This window comes from Paenibacillus sp. FSL F4-0087 (assembly GCF_038020215.1).
In the GTDB taxonomy this organism is placed as follows: domain Bacteria; phylum Bacillota; class Bacilli; order Paenibacillales; family Paenibacillaceae; genus Paenibacillus; species Paenibacillus taichungensis.
Genome location: NZ_JBBODJ010000001.1, coordinates 59,835 through 76,889 on the forward strand (window position 1 = coordinate 59,835; position 17,055 = coordinate 76,889).

Here is a 17,055-nt window from a genome sequence, read left to right on the forward strand (position 1 = left end):
GCCGCTCCAACCACATTTAATTCAAAGACTGCGTGTAATACGCAGTCTTTTTCCCATTTTGACGACGGTCTTGACGTCTATTCGCTTAAGGAGGAACCCATGTTTTTCTCATTAAAAAGCCGCCTGATCGCCTTTATCGTTGTGCTCTTCGTTCTCTGTTTTGGTACACTCTCCTTCCTACTCTTTAAGGAATCACGTACTGTGATTCGCTCTTACATTGAATCCTCTGCTCTTGAGAAGATGGAGGAATACGGCTCCTATGTCGATATGGTTCAAATGCAGATCTATGATGCAGCCTCTCTTGTTTTCAACAGCGATACCGCCAAGAACTGGGATAACGCGATAAGTGACCCCAACCTTCCTGAAGGGGAAAAGATGCTTGTCAATCTGGGGATGAGCCGTTTTCTGACCCAGGCTACGAACAGCTACACGAGTATCTCCGATGTTTCCATCTATCGACGAAATGGTCTGAGGATTGGCAGTGAAAATCAAGTAACGACCGACCCTCTCTTCTTGCAAGAATCATGGTACAAAAATTTCTTTATCTCAGGGAATCACTGGCTGCCTGCACATACCGATCAACATGAAAATATAAGGGATCATGGCAACCCGGTAGTTAGTCTGCTAATGCCCATTGGGACCTTTCACCATGCTACAGCCCAAAATGTGATGAAAATTAACGTCAGCGAATCTTACTTTCTGGAACCGCTTAACCGAATCCATCTGGCTGAGAGCAGCACTATTTTTCTACTGGGCGAACAAGGAAGTCCTATTCTTTCCCAACAGGTCAATCAGCTTGGTGCCGAAGCTTTAGCAGAAATCGATCAGATCCGGAACTACTCGCTCAAATCGGGTGTCGTGTACTTAAACAATGATGAAGGACAGCGTGACATTCTGGTATACAAAAAGCTGGGGCGTACGGGCTGGATGCTGGCTGGTCTGGCACCGGAAAAAGAGCTATATTCTTCTCTTCACAAACTTCAGAGTACCATTCTGGTGGTCACCATTGTTCTCATTCTCGTCTCTTTGTTTGCCGCTGCCTGGCTCTCTTATGGCGTCACCAAACCTTTAACACGACTGGTATTGGCCATGAGACAGGTACAGCGCGGCGCATTCGATCAAGCAGAGTCCCTTCTGCCTCCGGACAAAAATGTAAAAAGCGAAGTCAGTTATGTCATCTCCACTTTCCGCTACATGATCAGCCGATTGCGACAGCACATCCAGAACGAATTCGAGCTGAAGCTACTCCGCCAGCAAGCTGAGTATAAAGCGCTGCTCATGCAGATTAATCCCCATTTTATGTTTAACACGCTGGAACTGGTGAGCAGTCTCGCCATGCAGCGCCGAACAGATGATACAGTTCAGGTCATTGAGGATCTGGGCAAAATGATGCGATTCTCCATGAATACAAGTGACGACAGGGTACAGCTTGCAGAGGAACTGGCTTATATCCGCCACTATATCTCCATTCTGCAAACCCGTTTCGGTCATAAGCTGGACATTACTCTGACACAGGAAGGCAGGCTGAATTCTCTGGTCATCATTAAATTTATTCTTCAGCCGCTTATTGAGAATGCCGTCAAATACAGCTTCCGGCATCAAACGACGGCAGAGGTACACATCCTGATCTCCAGACGGAATAACCACCTTCATTTCAACATTTCAGACAATGGGCCCGGGATTCCAGCCGAAATCATCCAGAAAATTCATGATCCTGTTGAAGCATCTCAGCTGGAACCCCTATTGCGAAGCCAAAGCTGGCACATTGGGCTCGGTAATGTAGTTGCACGCTGCCGCTTGCATTACGGAAGTCTGTTTAACATTCAGATCGAGAACGGAGAGCATAACGGCACGTCTATTGAACTGATTCTACCCGCACAGGAGGAATATGATGTACAACGTATTGATCGCAGATGACGAGATCGAGGTTCGCGAAGGACTAAAATTGAAAGTGAACTGGCAAGACATGGGCTTTATCATTTCAGGTGAAGCAGCAAACGGCATCGAAGCGGAAGAGCTTCTGAAAGCTGAACATTTTGACTTGTTAATTACAGACATGAACATGCCGGTCATGGATGGCGTCCAATTACTGGACGTTTGCCGAAGCCTTAATCCTTACATTCAAATTATGATCATCACTGGATATGAAGATTTCCACTATGCCAGAGCAGGTGTGCGCAGCCAGGCCATGGACTATTTGCTGAAGCCTGTAACCCGGGATGAACTGAAAACCACTTTAAATAAAATCAAAGATGAGTTGGATAAAAAGAAACAGCTGCACGGCGATTCCGAAATGATGCAATGGCGTCTCTCCCAGTATTACATTGAAATGAAGCAACGTTTCCTGCTTGATCTTGTTAGGGGACATCGCGTGCCACCTTCTTCACTGCCAGAGCGAATGCGGCTGTTCCATCTGGAATCCTGGCAGGATCACAGCGTCTGTTTCATCACCGCTGGCATGCGAAACTCCGGTATACAGACTGCCTCAGTGGAACGTATTCCCGAAAAGCTCCACCTACCCTTTGAACTGCTTTGTCACGAAATGGCTCAATCTTATCCAGATAACGTGCAAGTGTTCCATGACGGAGCCCACCCTGGAATCATGCATTTCATTACATTGGAAGGTATTCAGCACGAATTTGCTCAGCAGATCACAGCACAGACCCGCTCTGTCTTAACGATGGATGTACAAGTTGGATTGGGATTGTCCGTGTCTGGGTTTGAGCGCTGGAAAGAAGGCTATATTCATTCCCTCTTGGCTTGGAACTCTGCTGGGCGCAAAGGTGCACAGGACCGTGTGCCCGTAGTAGATCATAGTCCATTACTGCCTGAGGAAACCAGTCGCATGCTGCATCGTTGCCTCATTCGTGGAGAGCTGGATTCCTTCCGCACCGTGATTCGAAAGGAGCTTGCTGACTCATTTCGGATATCCACTTCCCATATGATCCGAAGCCTTTTTCAAATTTCATTATTGTTCGAACAGGAATCCTCGTGGATTTCCCCGGAATGGGTGCTTTGGCTAAAGACCCCAGACCAGGCAGAACTGCTGCTGATGCATTGGGCGGAAGATTTTGTGAATCAACAGCAGCCATCCGAGGTTGGAGAAGATACGGTTATTGAATCGGCCAAACGATATATTGAGGAAAATTACATGCTGGAACTGACATTAACTTCGTTAGCTGACCATTATAACTACAACTCTACCTATTTTTCAGAGATATTCAAAGAAGCTGCCGGCATCTCTTTTATTCAATATGTAACCGAGGTGCGAATGAAACATGCCGTACGTTTACTGAGGGAAACCCAACTAACCGTCTGGGATGTTACAGAGCTGACAGGCTTCCGTTCCCCAAGCTATTTCAGTTCAAAATTCAAAAAAATGTTCAACATAAGTCCTTCAGATTATCGTTTGCTGCATTCCGAAAAAATTGATAATCATGATCCGAAGAAATGAGATTCCGGCTTCTCCCCCTCCCCGGTATGATGAATTTACCAAGAGAATCACCGCAAATATTGTAAGCGGATTCAATTTCGCGGTGATCACGAATTAACATCCAATCCTGAAGGGAGGCCTATGATGAGAAAGCTGTCCAAGCCGTTATACGGCCAGCAGAATATGACTGCCTATTTGTTTCTGCTGCCCTGGCTCATCGGACTTTTCTGTCTGACACTCGGACCGATGGTTGCGTCGCTCTACCTGTCCTTGACTAAATTTAATTTGTTATCATCACCAACGTGGACGGGGCTCAGCAACTATGTGCAGATTTTTGCCGAAGACGATACCTTTCGCAGATCTTTGAGGCTAACATTTTATTATGTATTTCTATCTGTTCCGCTCAGGCTTGCCTTCGCCCTGCTTGTAGCAATGGCGCTGAACAAAGGGATTCGGGGACTCGGCTTATACCGAACCGTGTATTACATCCCTTCCCTATTGGGAGGCAGCGTCGCTATTGCGATCGTCTGGCGTCAGATTTTCGAAGGAAGTGGCTTGGTCAATCAGTTTCTGAGTTGGTTCGGAATCACCGGACCCGCCTGGATTGCCCATCCCGATTATGTGGTCTATACGATCATTACGCTCTCTGTATGGCAGTTCGGTTCGGCCATGGTTATCTTCCTGGCTGGCCTAAAGCAAATTCCAGCCGATTTATATGAAGCTTCGGACGTCGACGGGGCCGGAAAGGTACGCCAATTCTTCGGCATCACACTTCCGATGCTCTCGCCTGTTATTTTTTTCAACCTGATCATGAGCATGATCAATTCGTTTCAAGCCTTTACACCCGCTTATGTGATCGGGGATGGACGCGGAGGCCCGCTCGACGCCACAATGTTCTATACCTTGTACCTGTATCTGAAAGGCTTCTCGTTCTTTGATATGGGTTATGCTTCTGCCCTGGCGTGGATCATGCTGGTCATTATCGGGGTATTCACCGCAATCGTCTTTCTCACCTCGAAATTCTGGGTGTTCTACGGCGACAATCAGGAAGGGAGATAGTACACATGCCACTAAAGCGACGTTTGGTTCAAGCCGGGAGGCATGCCGCCATTATCCTCTTCGGTCTGCTGATGTTGTATCCGGTGTTATGGTTAATTCTCAGTTCGTTTAAACCAAATCATCTCATCTTCACGAATAGTAGCCTGATTCCAACCAGCTTTACTCTTGATCATTTTGTGAATGGCTGGAAAGGATTGCAAGGGGTTTCGTTTGGCCGCTTCTTCGGTAACTCGGCGTTGATCTCGGTCATGAGTGTGTTGGGAAATGTGATTTCTTGTTCCCTGGCAGCCTACGCCTTTTCCAGATTGAAGTTCAAGTTCAAAGGCCTGTGGTTCAGCATTATGCTGGTCACAATCATGCTTCCTTACCATGTAACCCTGGTACCTCAGTACATTCTGTATAACGAGCTGCATTGGATTAATACGTATTTCCCGCTCATTCTGCCCAAGTGGCTGGCACAGGATTCCTTCTTCATTCTGCTCATGGTTCAATTCATCCGTGGTATCCCACGGGAGCTGGACGAGAGTGCAACTATTGACGGTTGCGGGCAATCGCAGATTTTTTTCAGAATCGTGGTGCCTCTTCTCGTTCCTGCCCTGATCACAACAGCGATCTTCACCTTCATCTGGAGCTGGGATGACTTCTTTAGTCAGATGATCTACCTGAGCAAAATTGATCTGTTTACCGTACAGCTTGGGATTCGGTCGTTATTCGATCCATCGGGACAATCGGATTGGGGCGCACTGCTCGCCATGTCCACGCTGTCTCTGCTGCCTGTGACCATTATCTTTCTGGTATTTCAGCGTTATTTTCTAGAGGGAATTGCAACGACTGGGCTGAAGTGATTACGAAATGTCCAGACGCAATACGTGTACAACAGATATTATGTTTTTCATTATCCATCGTCAGGGGGATTTCTCATGTTCAAACGATTAATGATCACTGTTATAGCTTCGCTCCTGTTATTGGTAACTGCCTGCTCTGGAACGGATCATACCGGCGCTGATGAGCAAAAAGGAACGGAAACCGCGGAAGACGGGCAAGTCGAATTGCGCATGATGTGGTGGGGCGATCAAAAACGGGCAGATATTACGAATGAAGCCCTGAAGGTTTTTCAGGAGAAACATCCGAATATTAAAATTGTAGGTGAATTTGCGCCTTCCTCCGGATATTTTGACAAGTTGAATACACAGCTCGCGTCAGGCACAGCACCGGATATTTTCTTCCTTGGAGGTAACGTGGTTGACTACGCCAAGAAGGATGTGCTTTTGAACCTGAACCCTTATGTCGGTAGTGAACTGAATCTGGATGGCATGGATGCCACCATGGTTGAGTATGGGCGTCTTGATGGAAAGTTGCAGCATATTTCCGCGGGTGCGAATGCACGGGGCATTGTCGTCAATCAGGCGCTGTTCGATCAAGCGGGAATCCCTTTGCCAGCTTCGGATTGGACTTGGGAAGATTATGCTGCAATCAGCAAGGAGCTGTCCGACAAGCTCGGCAAGGGATTTTATGGAACCTATAATTTCACGGTTGACGGTATGGACATCTTTTTGAAACAACGCGGCAAACAGCTATATGATATGAAGAACGGCACGCTCGGATTTGCAAAAGAAGACATTTTGGAATGGTTCATTTACTGGGAGCAGGCTTCCAAATCTGGAGGTGTGGTCACGCCTGAATTGCAGGTTTCCAATCCACCGGATGATACGAGTAAATCCTTGCTTATTACGGGCAAGGCGGCTATGAGCTTGCTTCCTTCAAATCAACTGGCTGCTTTCCAGAGTCTCACGGAAGATAAGTTAATTCTTTTGCCTGTACCACGGGGGCCAAAAGGAACTGGGGTTGTATTTGAATCCAGTCAGGGGTTGTCCGGTTATGCAAATACCAAACATGCAAAAGAAGTCGCGATCCTGATGGATTTCTGGATAAATGATCCGGATGCAGCCAAAATTCTCGGCAACGATCGCGGTGTGCCCGTTACGGAAGCCAACCGCAATCTGCTTCAACAAGAAGCGGGACCTGTTGAAGAGATTGTATATAATTACACCAGCTTTGTATCTGAAGCTACAAAAACGGAGCCTTTTGACGTGAGCTATAATCCTCCGGGATTCGCTGAATTCTCCAAGTTGGCCCAGACAACCAACCAGGAAATCGGCTTTGGCCGAAAAAGTGTGGAGCAAGCCGTGACTGACTTCTATAATGGCACCGTACGAATTTTTGAATCCAATCAATAATTAACCGCTTCAAGGAGGTCAACATGACAGAAGCCCTGCTGAACAAGCTGCGGCAGATCTCGATCCACGATCATGTGCAGCCAGGTAAACCGGAAGATCAAAAGTTAATACAGGAATGGCAGGCGTCGGGTGTTCGATTCGCGGCATCCGGCGGACGTTTGGAAGCGACTTATTATTCCGCAATGGAGAAGTTACTGACTTGCATTGTGCCCCTGAACGGCAGTGAGCCCATTCTTCAGGAAGGTGGCATCTATCTGGGCTGCTGGCTGGAGAGTACGGGCACTATTAATGCGGAGCTGCTGTCACGTCTGATTCCTTCCGTATCGGAAACGACCTATCTAGCTTTTGCCCGACACCAAAGAGAAGATGGATTGCTGCCTTATAAGCTAACGGAGAACGGTCCTTCCTTTCGTCAGATTCAACTCGTTACACCATTGGCACGAAGCGTATGGAACCACTACCAACTTCATGGAAAGAACCGCTCCTTCCTGAAGACCATGTACAAGGCAATGGTACAATACGACGAATGGATTGCAACGTATCGTAATACCCGAGGGAAAGGCTGTGTGGAGGCATTTAGCACCTTTGATACCGGGCATGATCTGTCCCCCCGGTTCTGGCATGTCCCGGATACACCTTATATGCATGATGCTGCGTCCTACCATCCGGACTCTCCGGTCCTGCCTTTTTTGGCACCAGACTTAACCGCCAATATATATTGCCAGCGCATGTATTTATCCCAAATGGCTGAGGAACTTGGGGAGTCTAGTGGTGGTTGGAAAGCAAAAGCTGAAACCAGTCTCGAAAGTCTCTTCCGCTACTGTTATGACGAAGAGGATATGTTCTTCTACGACCGGGATCGCAACGACGAATTCGTCAGGGTACAGTCCGATGTGCTGCTGCGCGTGATGGCCTGCGAGGTGGGCGACCGTAAATTGTTTGATAACATGCTGCGCAGGTATTTGCTGAACACAAGCAAGTTTTTCGCCAAATACCCGTTTACCTCCATGTCGATGGATGATCCACGATTCGATCCGTTCTCCTCTTATAACAGTTGGGGTGGAGCATCCAATTTCCTGAGTCTGATCCGTGCACCACATGCATTTGAATATCACCATCGCTATGTGGAATTGACCTGGGTGCTGCAACCCATCTTGTCGTCCCTTTCCAAAGCAACGCGCTTTCCGCAGGCTTTAAGTCCATGGACCGGGGAGGAAGGTTTTACCGAAACCTATTCCCCCTCCATTCTTTGCCTGCTTGATTATGTGGAACGGTTATGCGGCATCATGCCGGTTGGATCGGATCAACTGTGGTTTACCGGTCTTCTCCCCATCGACATGGATCATGGCGAAGAAGTAGCTGGTCATACGGCGTACAGCCGCACGATGAATGGACTGCATTTTGAATTGGTGAACACGCCAGAACGGGTAACGGTATATCAGGATGGTAAGGTTTTTATGGAAGGACCAGCGGGAATTCGATTCATTACGGATCGTAGTGGACATTTGGAAGGCATCATCGGAATGAGCGTGCGCACGATTGAAGGTGAACTGATCTATCGAGGAAAATGCATTCCGTTTCGAATCAAAGGAAATGAACTCCAGCGATATATTGAGGGAAACTTGAAAACAGAACGGGATATTGGCATCATCTATCCTTCTTATTGCTAGTGGGTTAAAAAAGTATCCTTTCTTCAGGAGCATTAATCAGGCCCATTGGCCGATATAGAGTTCAACAGCAAAAGCGCAAGTAGCAGGAGGAAATCCCCTGTACTTGCGCTTTTACAATTTAATATCGTATGGACTGTCCACGACGGTTGAAGAGAAGTTAACTTTGAAGACTCCCTTTATTTATACGAGAAAGCCAACATTTTCTTATGCTTTCCGCTCCCACGCAGGGTGGCGATAGAACTCAATCGTATCTATATAGTTCACCGTGTACTTCTGTTCAACATCCGACAGCTCCAGCAGCTTTCTGTCCATTTGTTTCAAACCCATGACCACATCATGTCGGAGAAGGTCCATTGCGATTTTGCCTACAAAGCCGCCTTCCATCTCTTTATGTTTATTCCGAAATTCTTCATTATAGATCAGTTCCGGTGTAAACGATGCTTCTACAAATGCGTTAACAAGCGTAAGCTCATTACCCTCCATCTGTACCGCGATATAATAGTTGCCACGTTCATCGCGAATGAGGTCTTTATACATTTCCACGTCCATCTGAATCACTCCCTATATCTTAAGTTGTACCTTATCATGAGTAACATGGGCGCCATTTTGCTCACCTCTTGCCCTCGTCCATTCATATAGTAGGTATAAATGGCGAACGGAGGATTGCTTATGAATTGGCACCAACTTCATACAGGAAAAACACTTCAGCAGCGTCTGGCCGAGTTCCAGGGACATCTGGCAGAACTGAATGCTCCATTGTCTGGTCTGGAACCTGGAATAATTAGAAAAGTATATCCGCGCAATTTCATCAAAGTTAATCGGCAGTTATTTATTCCACTCAGCTTGTTTTCCATTCGTGTATTTGATGTACCACGAGCACGGCGAGGCATACGGGTAGGCATCCGCACGGTAATCCCATCTCGAAATGCATTTAACAATATCCGACTTGTTGGTGTTGGACTGGATTACATTGAGCTGCAGGGAAAAGGTAAATTCTCCTCACGTATTCTCTTTCCGCTAACTCAGGTCGAATCGATCTATCGTCCAACGAATAAAAAGAAGAAATAACGAGACCAGACATCGCTGAATTCATATCTGTCTGTACTTGCAATCTTGATTAAAGAACGATCCATACCCTGGATCTATCCCATGTCATGATATGCATATTTCTCTTCCCTAGTATAACTCATAGGTGCATTAGTCTGCTCGGATATTGTGCCATAGCAAAAAGCGGTGAGCACAGGATCCTTCTGTGTCTCACCGCGTAGATGCCTATCAATGATTGAAATCAGGAACGTATCACTCAGATACCTGTCCAAACATCTTTGGCATAACGACCTTCCTGCTGCAAACGTTCTAACCACGCATCGGCTTGCTCCGTGGAGTTGCCGCTGACATCAGCGTACGCTTTCTTGAGTGTTGCTTCAACATCAGGTGCCATCTTGCTGCCATCGCCGCAAACATACAGATGTCCACCCTGCTCAAGCAGAGGAATCAATTTGTGGGTATCATCTCTCATTAGATGCTGCACGTAACATTTCTCTTCCCCGTCCACACGGGAGAAAGCGGTATGAAGCTGGACAAGCCCCTCTTGTTCGGCTGTTTCGAGTTCATTTTTATACAAATAGTCATGTTCAGGGTTGCGACATCCAAAATACAGATGGGCCTCGCCAACCTGCTGACCTTTTTCCTTCAATACACGTCTTGCCTGCAGGAAACCACGGAATGGAGCTACGCCCGTCCCCGGACCAACCATAATAATTGGAGCCTCTGCATTTTCTGGTAGTTCGAACCCGGACTCAGGCGTACGTATGAACATGACTACCTCTTCACCAGGCTTCAAGTTTGATAGATAGTTAGACGCTATGCCTTTATATTCTCCCTGACCACTCCACGCCGGAGCACGCACTACACTGACGGTTATGCTGGCCTGTTCAGGCTGCACTCGTGGTGAACTGGATATTGAATAATATCGGGCTTTCAGGGAAGGCAGCAGTTCCAAGAACCGTTCGAAAGGCAGCTCACATGCTTCGTATTTCACCAAATAATCCAGCATGGATATACGTTTCTTACGTACTTCTTCCATGTATACAGACTCATCAAGAAGCGCTTCGAGCTCCTTCTTATGCGGTGGACATACCGTGTACGCCGCGAGTTCCCTCAGTTGGGCCCGAGTTGCCGCTTCCTGAAGCTCGACACTGTGACTGAGCAGATCGACCAGATTAACCGGTTGGTGCAATGGCAGATGAGCTGCGCTGCGACCTGATGCATCCAGAACCAGATGTTCCGTACCTGTGAATCCATATCGTTTCAATACTCGTTCTACGAGCTCAGACGGGTTCTGCGGTAAAATGCCCAGGTGATCGCCTTCCTTATACGTTGCGCCTTCAGGCAGTTTAATCTCCAGATGACGTGTGCTTCGTTCACTGCCCGCATCATGAAGTTCCCGATTCTCAAGCACTTCAGCAACATGTGCATCATACGTATCCGCGAGCGGCGTTACTGCCAGTCCGCTGACAAACTGTACTGACAAGGAACTGCGCTCACTACCTGAGCTTGTGTTCAACTTGAGGCCCAGAGTTCGTGCCAGATCCGGCCATAGTTGCTCAGTCCAGTCTCCAACCTGTTTCTCAAAGTCCCCGCTAGCATCACTTTCCCCGATGGGTGATAACCGTTCTGCTCCTTTGGAAGATAGCTGCTCATCAATCAAACGTGGGATACGCTGGTACGTGCTGGCCCAGTTGTGATCCCCACATCCGAGAACAGAGAATCGAACGCCTTGGAATTCCCCTGCATCCGCATGTTCAATCCATTCAACAAAATCCTTGGCATTGCTTGGTGGCTGACCATTGTAGGATGCACTCACAATGATGACGACGCCTTCCTTCGGAAGTTTACCTACACGATCATCCAGGGTAGCCACCTCGCTGCGGAAGCCCTGATATCTTGCGGTATCTGCGATTTCACGCGCAATACCTTCCGCAGTCCCGAGATTGGATCCATACAGGACGAGCATCGGGGTGTGATGGGCATTTGCTGTATCCGGCTCTTGTCGTTTGGCAACCGGAGTCGGTTCCTCCACGGCAACACCCGGCACAGCCATGACCGGTTGACCCCCGCGTGCTCGAACACGAATCGTGAAGTTATCGGGTTTGAGCGTCAACGTTTCTTTCACTTTCAACTGATAGTCCGCATGATCGATGAATTCAAAATGCTTCAGGACCATACCTAGCACAAGCGTTGCTTCCTGAAGGGCGAACTGCTGGCCAATGCAGGCCCGCTGACCATTACCAAACGGTTTATAGGCATCATGTGGCACCTTGCTCGGATCTTCGAACCGTTCCGGACGGAATGCCTCGACATCGTCACCCCATGCTTCGCGGTCCCGATGCAGCTTGGGAATGAGCACACTGACACTATCCCCTTTTTGCAAAGGATATTTTCCGTCCAGAACAAGGTCTTTCTTCGCGTATAAGGAGAATGCTGGAGCCGTTGGCCACAACCGCAATGCTTCGTTCAAAACCATGCGAACATATTTCAGATTGCGGACCTGATTGTATGTTGGAACCGGATCTTTCAGAATCTGATCTGCTTCAGCTTGAGCCTTGGCGAGTGTATCCGGATTTTTCATTAAATAATAGATGGCAAAGGACAACAAGCCACTCGTCGTCTCATGTCCAGCAATCAGGAAGGTGATGATCTGGTAACGGATATTTTCATCGTCCAGCGTTTCCCCGGTTTCCGGGTCCTTGCCACTAAGCATGTGGGACAACAGATCGTCCGCCCCTTCCTGGGGCTGCTCCTTACGCTCCGCAATAATATGATCCACCAGTGAGTACATCGAACGGATATCCTGCTCAAACTGTTTCTTTTTGGTGATCATCAGCTTGTCTTGCAGACGCAAACGCTGCAACGAACTCATCGATTCGTCCAACGCTCGAACCATACTGGTAATGAAGGGATGCGGTTCTTCCCGGTAAAAGCTGTTAAATCGGTAGTTGAATCCGCACAATCCAATCGTATCCAGGGTGAGACGAGTCATATCATCAGGTACGTTAACCGTCTCATCCGGGTTTAATCTGGACCACTTCTGCACGAGCTGTACAGCGAGATCAATCATTTTGTTGTGATATCCCTGCATCGCACGCTGGCTAAAGCTGGGCAGCAACACATTGTGAGCTTTTTTCCAATTCGGTTCTTGAGTCCAACTCGTAAACAGGCCATCTCCGGCAAATGCACGTACCTTCTCCAGCGGTGCCCATACACGTTTATCGAATTTGGATTCGTCGGTAACCTCAGCTACCAGTTTATGACCTGAAATATACAATTCACTTCGGCCAGGATAATCCATTCGAAAAATGGGGCCATACTCTTCAGCGAGTTTCACTAGGGATTGTACAGGTTCATCGGTGTTTAACTGTGGTAAGTTTCCTAAAGGTCCAAAAGTTTTGGGTTGGGGAACTGAAATTTGCGCCATAATACTCACTCCTCTTCCAAGTGTTACGTTCGACTAAAAAATAATACCTTCGTTCAACTACGACTTCAGATCAACAGACATGACTACATTTTCTGCAAATTTTCATATTTCATCCAGATAACCTGAAAATCATACCGGAACCAACTGACCAAAATGGTATATTGGTCAGTTTAGATTAAAAAAAATGGGCTCCTTCGTTATCTTTCTTTTACCCTAACATTTCCAGTCCTAATCTTCAACAGTCTCAAAGTCTTAGGACCAATGGGTATCCATCCAAATTGGCATGAGTAAATTTCCCCTTTGGTCCACTAAAATAGAGAATATTTTGCTCTGAACGAACACTAGAATTTTGAAGATACACAGTTCGCTCAAACTCAAACTAGGCCTGTCTCAGCAAATCCCGAATCGCGGACTCCATCTCTTTCGGTGTAACCGTAGTCTCATAGCGACCACTCACTTCCCCTGTTCGATCAATCAGAAACTTGGTGAAATTCCATTTGATCCCGTCTCCCCGGTATAATTCGGGATGTTTCTCCTTGAGGAACTGATTCATCCACCGACCTTCTTCCGATTCCATATCATAACCCTCAAATGGGACTGTTTCGACCAGATCGCGAAACAAAGGATGTATGAATGGTCCGGTAACCTCGATCTTCTCAGAAATCGGAAAGGAAATATGAAAATGATTCCTGCAATACTGAGCTATCTCATCATTACTGCCCGGTTCCTTGTGATTAAACTGATCACAGGGAAACGCCAGGATCTCCAGCCCTTGATCACGATACTGCTCATACAAGTGCTGAAGTTCCGTAAATTGTCGAGAGTAACTGCACTTGCTGGCTGTATTCACAATAAGCAGTACTTTCCCTCTCAAAACAGATAAATCACCCGTACCTCCATCCATGAATGGAACCGGATAGTTAAATATACTCATTCATAACGCCTCCTTGGTCGGTTCTCACATGAACCCTCTCTTGAAATGGATTATACGCCGCTTCTATTGATAGGTTAAATATATAATAATTATAATATTAATAGTTTTTATCTATAAACCATCTTGTCTGCTGCCATATGATTATATGGCTCATTATCCCTTTTATAATGGACATACTAGAAATAGAAAAAACTGCCCTTCGCAGATAAAAAGCTGCTTTTGGACAGTCATTCGTTAAAGTTGTGCATTTCGAAATGTAGCTAACCCATAATAAGACCATATACAATCCCCGGCCCATGGACACCAATCGTCAAATCATTTTCAATATCAGAAGAACGACTAGGACCGGAAATAAAATGTATGCCTGCAGGAAGATTCTCTCTTCCCGCTTCATCGAATCGATCAAGCGTTTCACCAAGTCTGGTGTAGAGCCGTTCAACTGGAATAATAATGATGAGTACGGTAGGCAATAGACTCACTGAGCGTCCCTTTTCTGGCGAAGAAAGCACAGTGACGGAACCCGTATATGCTGTGGCATAATCCGCCATTACTACACCGATATCTGCCTCGGCTGCCCGTGCCTTCCAGTTCTCCTCTGCTTGGCTGTTCCATACAGAAATCTGCACATCGGGAAGTTGCTCTTCCAATCCAAGATCCGTCAGTGCCTGTTCATTCTGACGTATGATATATTTCGCACTCAATTCATGAGATTTATTAGCGATAAAGTCTGAAGCTTCGCCAATGTCTCTTACCCGCGCAATATGAGCACCTACACTCACAAAATTATCGGTGAATGCCTGTATGCGCTTATCTATGTCCCACTCCAAATCCGTCCAGAATGCGGGTGCACCGCGAAAAGGTTGAGTCGGAGCATGTGTCTGCCGTGGTCTTCTCAATTTGGACGCAATGTCATTCATAAAGTGTTCCTGCTTCGCACGAGACTTTTTCTCCAATTGCTCCAGCCATTCCTGATGTTCAGTGTTCATGTTGACCACCGCCCCCCTCGCGCTCACGCAGAATCTGTTCCATTCGATCCCGAACGGAAGAATCCATCTCTTTCTTGTCTTGATTCAGCTCCTGATCCAGCTTGTTCCATTGCTGCCGGAAGGAACGCTTCGCGAGGCTTGGCGCAACCCGATAGCTGTTCCAGCCTTTGAGGGGCCCAAGTTTAAGTGAAATTCCGTTATTCCGTACAACGGCTTTCTGACCAATCTGTCCGAGACGAATAGCCGCTCCGAATCGTTTAGAATTGGATACAACCGCTGCAAAACCTTTCATTCCAGCGCTCTCAAGCTTATTGCCATGGCCCTCTTCCACCTTGCGTCTGCGTAAATATACGAGCATATCATGCAGCGGAATTTTGACCGGACAGGCTTCATAACAGGCTCCGCACAGACTGGAAGCACCCGCGATGTCGTTCCATTCATCGATGTTGCCATTCAGTGCAGGTGTAAGTACCGCTCCAATCGGTCCACTGTAGGTTCCACCATAGGCATGCCCGCCGATATGACGATATACCGGACAAGCGTTCAAACATGCACCACAGCGAATACAGTTCAACAGCTCCTGAAACTCGGGATCACCCAACTGAAGTGAACGTCCATTATCCACGATAATAATGTGCATTTCATCTGGCCCGTCCCCGTCTTCTGTTCGGCGAGGGCCGGTTATGCCTGACATATACATCGTCAATTTTTGACCTGTCGCAGAGCGTGGCAGTAAGGTTGCCATCACCTCCAGATCCGTCCAGGATGGAATGATACGCTCCATGCCCATTAAGGTAATCTGTGTTTTTGGCACGGTGGATACCATGCGGGCATTGCCTTCATTTTCAAATAGAACCATGGAACCCGTCTCCGCAATCGCAAAATTGCAGCCGGTCATGCCAATATCTGCTTCAAGAAACTTCTCACGCAGCTTTTTGCGTACAAATCCGGCAAGTACGGTGGTGTCCGGTTCCAGAATTTCTCCCGCTTCCTTGGATAACAGGTCCGCAATCTGGTATCGGTTCTTGTGAATAGCCGGAATGACGATATGAGATGGGGCTTCACCCGCCAATTGAATGATATATTCGCCCAGATCGGTCTCTATTGCTTCAATACCTGCGGATTCCAATACATGGTTGAGATGCACTTCCTCGGACACCATGGACTTGGATTTTACCACGGTAGAAGCCTGCTTGTGAGCCGCAATATCAAGTGCAATCGATGCTGCCTCTACCGAAGTATCGGCAAAATGAATATGAACTCCATTGGCACGTGCATTATTGACGAATTCATTCAGGTAATAATCCAGATGTGCGATCGTATGTAGACGAATCTGACGTCCACGTTCACGCCATTCTTCCCAGTTGCCATGTTCTTCGGATGCGGACTTCTTGCCATTACGCAATCGCTCTGTCGTAAACTTGACGGCTTTCCGCAGGAAGTCATCATTCAAAGCCAATTCTGCACGTTCTTTGACGGTAACATCCATTACACCGGGTTGACTCATCCTGTTTGCACCCCCTCATATAGCAGTTCAGCCAAATGCATCACACGCACTGGTTCATTCCGATACCGCAGGTTACCTGCGATATTCATTAGACAGGCCATATCCAGTCCTACCAATACTTCAGCTTCCGTCTCTTTAATGTGATCTACTTTTTCTGTGACCATGGCACCAGATATATCCGGCATTTTGATCGCAAAGGTACCGCCAAAGCCGCAGCAGTCCTCTCCGTAAGGAAGGGGAACAAATTCCAAACCTTTTACTGCCGAAAGTAATGCCATAGGCTCATCCTTTACGCCTAACAAACGGCTACCATGACAGGAGGGGTGGTATGTAACCTTATGCGGAAAATGTGCACCCAAATCCGTGATGCCAAGCACCTGAACGAGAAACTGCGTGAATTCGTAGGCTTTGGCTTCCAAACGTTTAGCCTTCTCCAGCCATACAGGTTCATCGACAAACAGCTCGGGATAATGATGAATCATGTACGTACAGGAGCCCGAGGGACAGACGACAAAATCGCTGTCATCAAAGGCTTCCAGAATCGTTTTGGCGGCTACCCGTGTCTCATCCCAATACCCGCTGTTGTAGGAAGGCTGACCGCAGCAGGTCTGCACGGGCGGGAAATCCAACCGAACGCCATGAGCGGCGAGCAATCTCACCATGGCCTCCCCCACGCGGGGATATATGGCATCGCTGAGGCAGGTAATGAATAAGGAGACTTTCATGATTACACGCTCCTATAACTGATGAAT

General features: G+C 47.4%; 13 protein-coding genes. 7 read left to right on the top strand and 6 right to left on the bottom strand.

Annotated features, from left to right (window positions below; all coding sequences use genetic code 11):
- The first annotated feature begins 99 nt into the window (after positions 1 to 99).
- The 6 genes from MHB84_RS00250 (at position 100) to MHB84_RS00275 (ending at position 8,399) form a co-directional block, all read left to right on the top strand.
- Entirely contained in the window at positions 100 to 1,917 is a 1,818-nt protein-coding gene (locus MHB84_RS00250) for a sensor histidine kinase (RefSeq protein WP_076289690.1), read from the top strand.
- On the top strand, positions 1,892 to 3,454 hold the full coding sequence (locus MHB84_RS00255) for a response regulator (protein WP_083678927.1): 1,563 nt from the start codon (positions 1,892 to 1,894) through the stop codon (positions 3,452 to 3,454). Before MHB84_RS00250 ends, MHB84_RS00255 begins: the two co-directional genes overlap by 26 nt.
- Before the next feature lie 123 nt (positions 3,455 to 3,577).
- The gene (locus MHB84_RS00260) at positions 3,578 to 4,492 is read left to right on the top strand and encodes a carbohydrate ABC transporter permease (protein ID WP_076289688.1); all 915 of its coding nucleotides are present in this window, start codon (positions 3,578 to 3,580) and stop codon (positions 4,490 to 4,492) included.
- A gap of 5 nt (positions 4,493 to 4,497) precedes the next feature.
- Positions 4,498 to 5,337, top strand: a complete 840-nt coding sequence (locus MHB84_RS00265) for a carbohydrate ABC transporter permease (protein WP_063563342.1) — start codon at positions 4,498 to 4,500, stop codon at positions 5,335 to 5,337.
- A 75-nt stretch (positions 5,338 to 5,412) separates the two neighbouring features.
- A complete protein-coding gene (locus MHB84_RS00270; RefSeq protein ID WP_076289687.1) occupies positions 5,413 to 6,729 on the top strand; it encodes an ABC transporter substrate-binding protein in 1,317 nt (438 codons plus the stop codon).
- Positions 6,730 to 6,752: 23 nt separating this feature from the next.
- Positions 6,753 to 8,399, top strand: a complete 1,647-nt coding sequence (locus MHB84_RS00275) for an MGH1-like glycoside hydrolase domain-containing protein (protein ID WP_076289686.1) — start codon at positions 6,753 to 6,755, stop codon at positions 8,397 to 8,399.
- Positions 8,400 to 8,603: 204 nt separating this feature from the next.
- On the opposite strand, the gene MHB84_RS00280 is transcribed toward MHB84_RS00275, so the two are convergent.
- Complete coding sequence (locus tag MHB84_RS00280) at positions 8,604 to 8,948, bottom strand: hypothetical protein (protein ID WP_076289685.1); 345 nt, start codon at positions 8,946 to 8,948, stop codon at positions 8,604 to 8,606.
- Between the two features lie 120 nt (positions 8,949 to 9,068).
- Between MHB84_RS00280 and MHB84_RS00285 the strand changes: the two genes are divergently transcribed.
- On the top strand, positions 9,069 to 9,467 hold the full coding sequence (locus tag MHB84_RS00285) for a hypothetical protein (protein ID WP_076289684.1): 399 nt from the start codon (positions 9,069 to 9,071) through the stop codon (positions 9,465 to 9,467).
- A gap of 235 nt (positions 9,468 to 9,702) precedes the next feature.
- Here MHB84_RS00285 and MHB84_RS00290 read toward each other — a convergent pair whose 3' ends face one another.
- The 5 genes from MHB84_RS00290 to MHB84_RS00310 form a co-directional block, all read right to left on the bottom strand.
- Positions 9,703 to 12,876 (bottom strand): bifunctional cytochrome P450/NADPH--P450 reductase, encoded by a 3,174-nt coding sequence (locus MHB84_RS00290; protein ID WP_076289683.1) that lies wholly within the window; start codon positions 12,874 to 12,876, stop codon positions 9,703 to 9,705.
- Between the two features lie 379 nt (positions 12,877 to 13,255).
- Positions 13,256 to 13,810: a glutathione peroxidase gene (locus tag MHB84_RS00295; RefSeq protein WP_076289682.1), complete on the bottom strand. Its 555-nt coding sequence runs from the start codon at positions 13,808 to 13,810 to the stop codon at positions 13,256 to 13,258.
- A gap of 260 nt (positions 13,811 to 14,070) precedes the next feature.
- Positions 14,071 to 14,796, bottom strand: a complete 726-nt coding sequence (locus MHB84_RS00300; RefSeq protein WP_076289681.1) for a LutC/YkgG family protein — start codon at positions 14,794 to 14,796, stop codon at positions 14,071 to 14,073.
- A complete protein-coding gene (locus tag MHB84_RS00305) occupies positions 14,786 to 16,303 on the bottom strand; it encodes a LutB/LldF family L-lactate oxidation iron-sulfur protein (protein ID WP_076289680.1) in 1,518 nt (505 codons plus the stop codon). Before MHB84_RS00305 ends, MHB84_RS00300 begins: the two co-directional genes overlap by 11 nt.
- Entirely contained in the window at positions 16,300 to 17,028 is a 729-nt protein-coding gene (locus tag MHB84_RS00310; protein ID WP_063563333.1) for a (Fe-S)-binding protein, read from the bottom strand. Before MHB84_RS00310 ends, MHB84_RS00305 begins: the two co-directional genes overlap by 4 nt.
- Positions 17,029 to 17,055: the final 27 nt, after the last annotated feature.

What these genes read in the sequence shown, in the direction of transcription:
- MHB84_RS00250 (WP_076289690.1), top strand. Translation starts at nt 100, where the DNA reads ATGTTTTTCTCATTAAAAAGCCGCCTGATCGCCTTTATCGTTGTGCTC.
- MHB84_RS00255 (WP_083678927.1), top strand. Translation starts at nt 1,892, where the DNA reads ATGTACAACGTATTGATCGCAGATGACGAGATCGAGGTTCGCGAAGGA.
- MHB84_RS00260 (WP_076289688.1), top strand. Translation starts at nt 3,578, where the DNA reads ATGAGAAAGCTGTCCAAGCCGTTATACGGCCAGCAGAATATGACTGCC.
- MHB84_RS00265 (WP_063563342.1), top strand. Translation starts at nt 4,498, where the DNA reads ATGCCACTAAAGCGACGTTTGGTTCAAGCCGGGAGGCATGCCGCCATT.
- MHB84_RS00270 (WP_076289687.1), top strand. Translation starts at nt 5,413, where the DNA reads ATGTTCAAACGATTAATGATCACTGTTATAGCTTCGCTCCTGTTATTG.
- MHB84_RS00275 (WP_076289686.1), top strand. Translation starts at nt 6,753, where the DNA reads ATGACAGAAGCCCTGCTGAACAAGCTGCGGCAGATCTCGATCCACGAT.
- MHB84_RS00280 (WP_076289685.1), bottom strand. Translation starts at nt 8,948, where the DNA reads ATGGACGTGGAAATGTATAAAGACCTCATTCGCGATGAACGTGGCAAC.
- MHB84_RS00285 (WP_076289684.1), top strand. Translation starts at nt 9,069, where the DNA reads ATGAATTGGCACCAACTTCATACAGGAAAAACACTTCAGCAGCGTCTG.
- MHB84_RS00290 (WP_076289683.1), bottom strand. Translation starts at nt 12,876, where the DNA reads ATGGCGCAAATTTCAGTTCCCCAACCCAAAACTTTTGGACCTTTAGGA.
- MHB84_RS00295 (WP_076289682.1), bottom strand. Translation starts at nt 13,810, where the DNA reads ATGAGTATATTTAACTATCCGGTTCCATTCATGGATGGAGGTACGGGT.
- MHB84_RS00300 (WP_076289681.1), bottom strand. Translation starts at nt 14,796, where the DNA reads ATGAACACTGAACATCAGGAATGGCTGGAGCAATTGGAGAAAAAGTCT.
- MHB84_RS00305 (WP_076289680.1), bottom strand. Translation starts at nt 16,303, where the DNA reads ATGAGTCAACCCGGTGTAATGGATGTTACCGTCAAAGAACGTGCAGAA.
- MHB84_RS00310 (WP_063563333.1), bottom strand. Translation starts at nt 17,028, where the DNA reads ATGAAAGTCTCCTTATTCATTACCTGCCTCAGCGATGCCATATATCCC.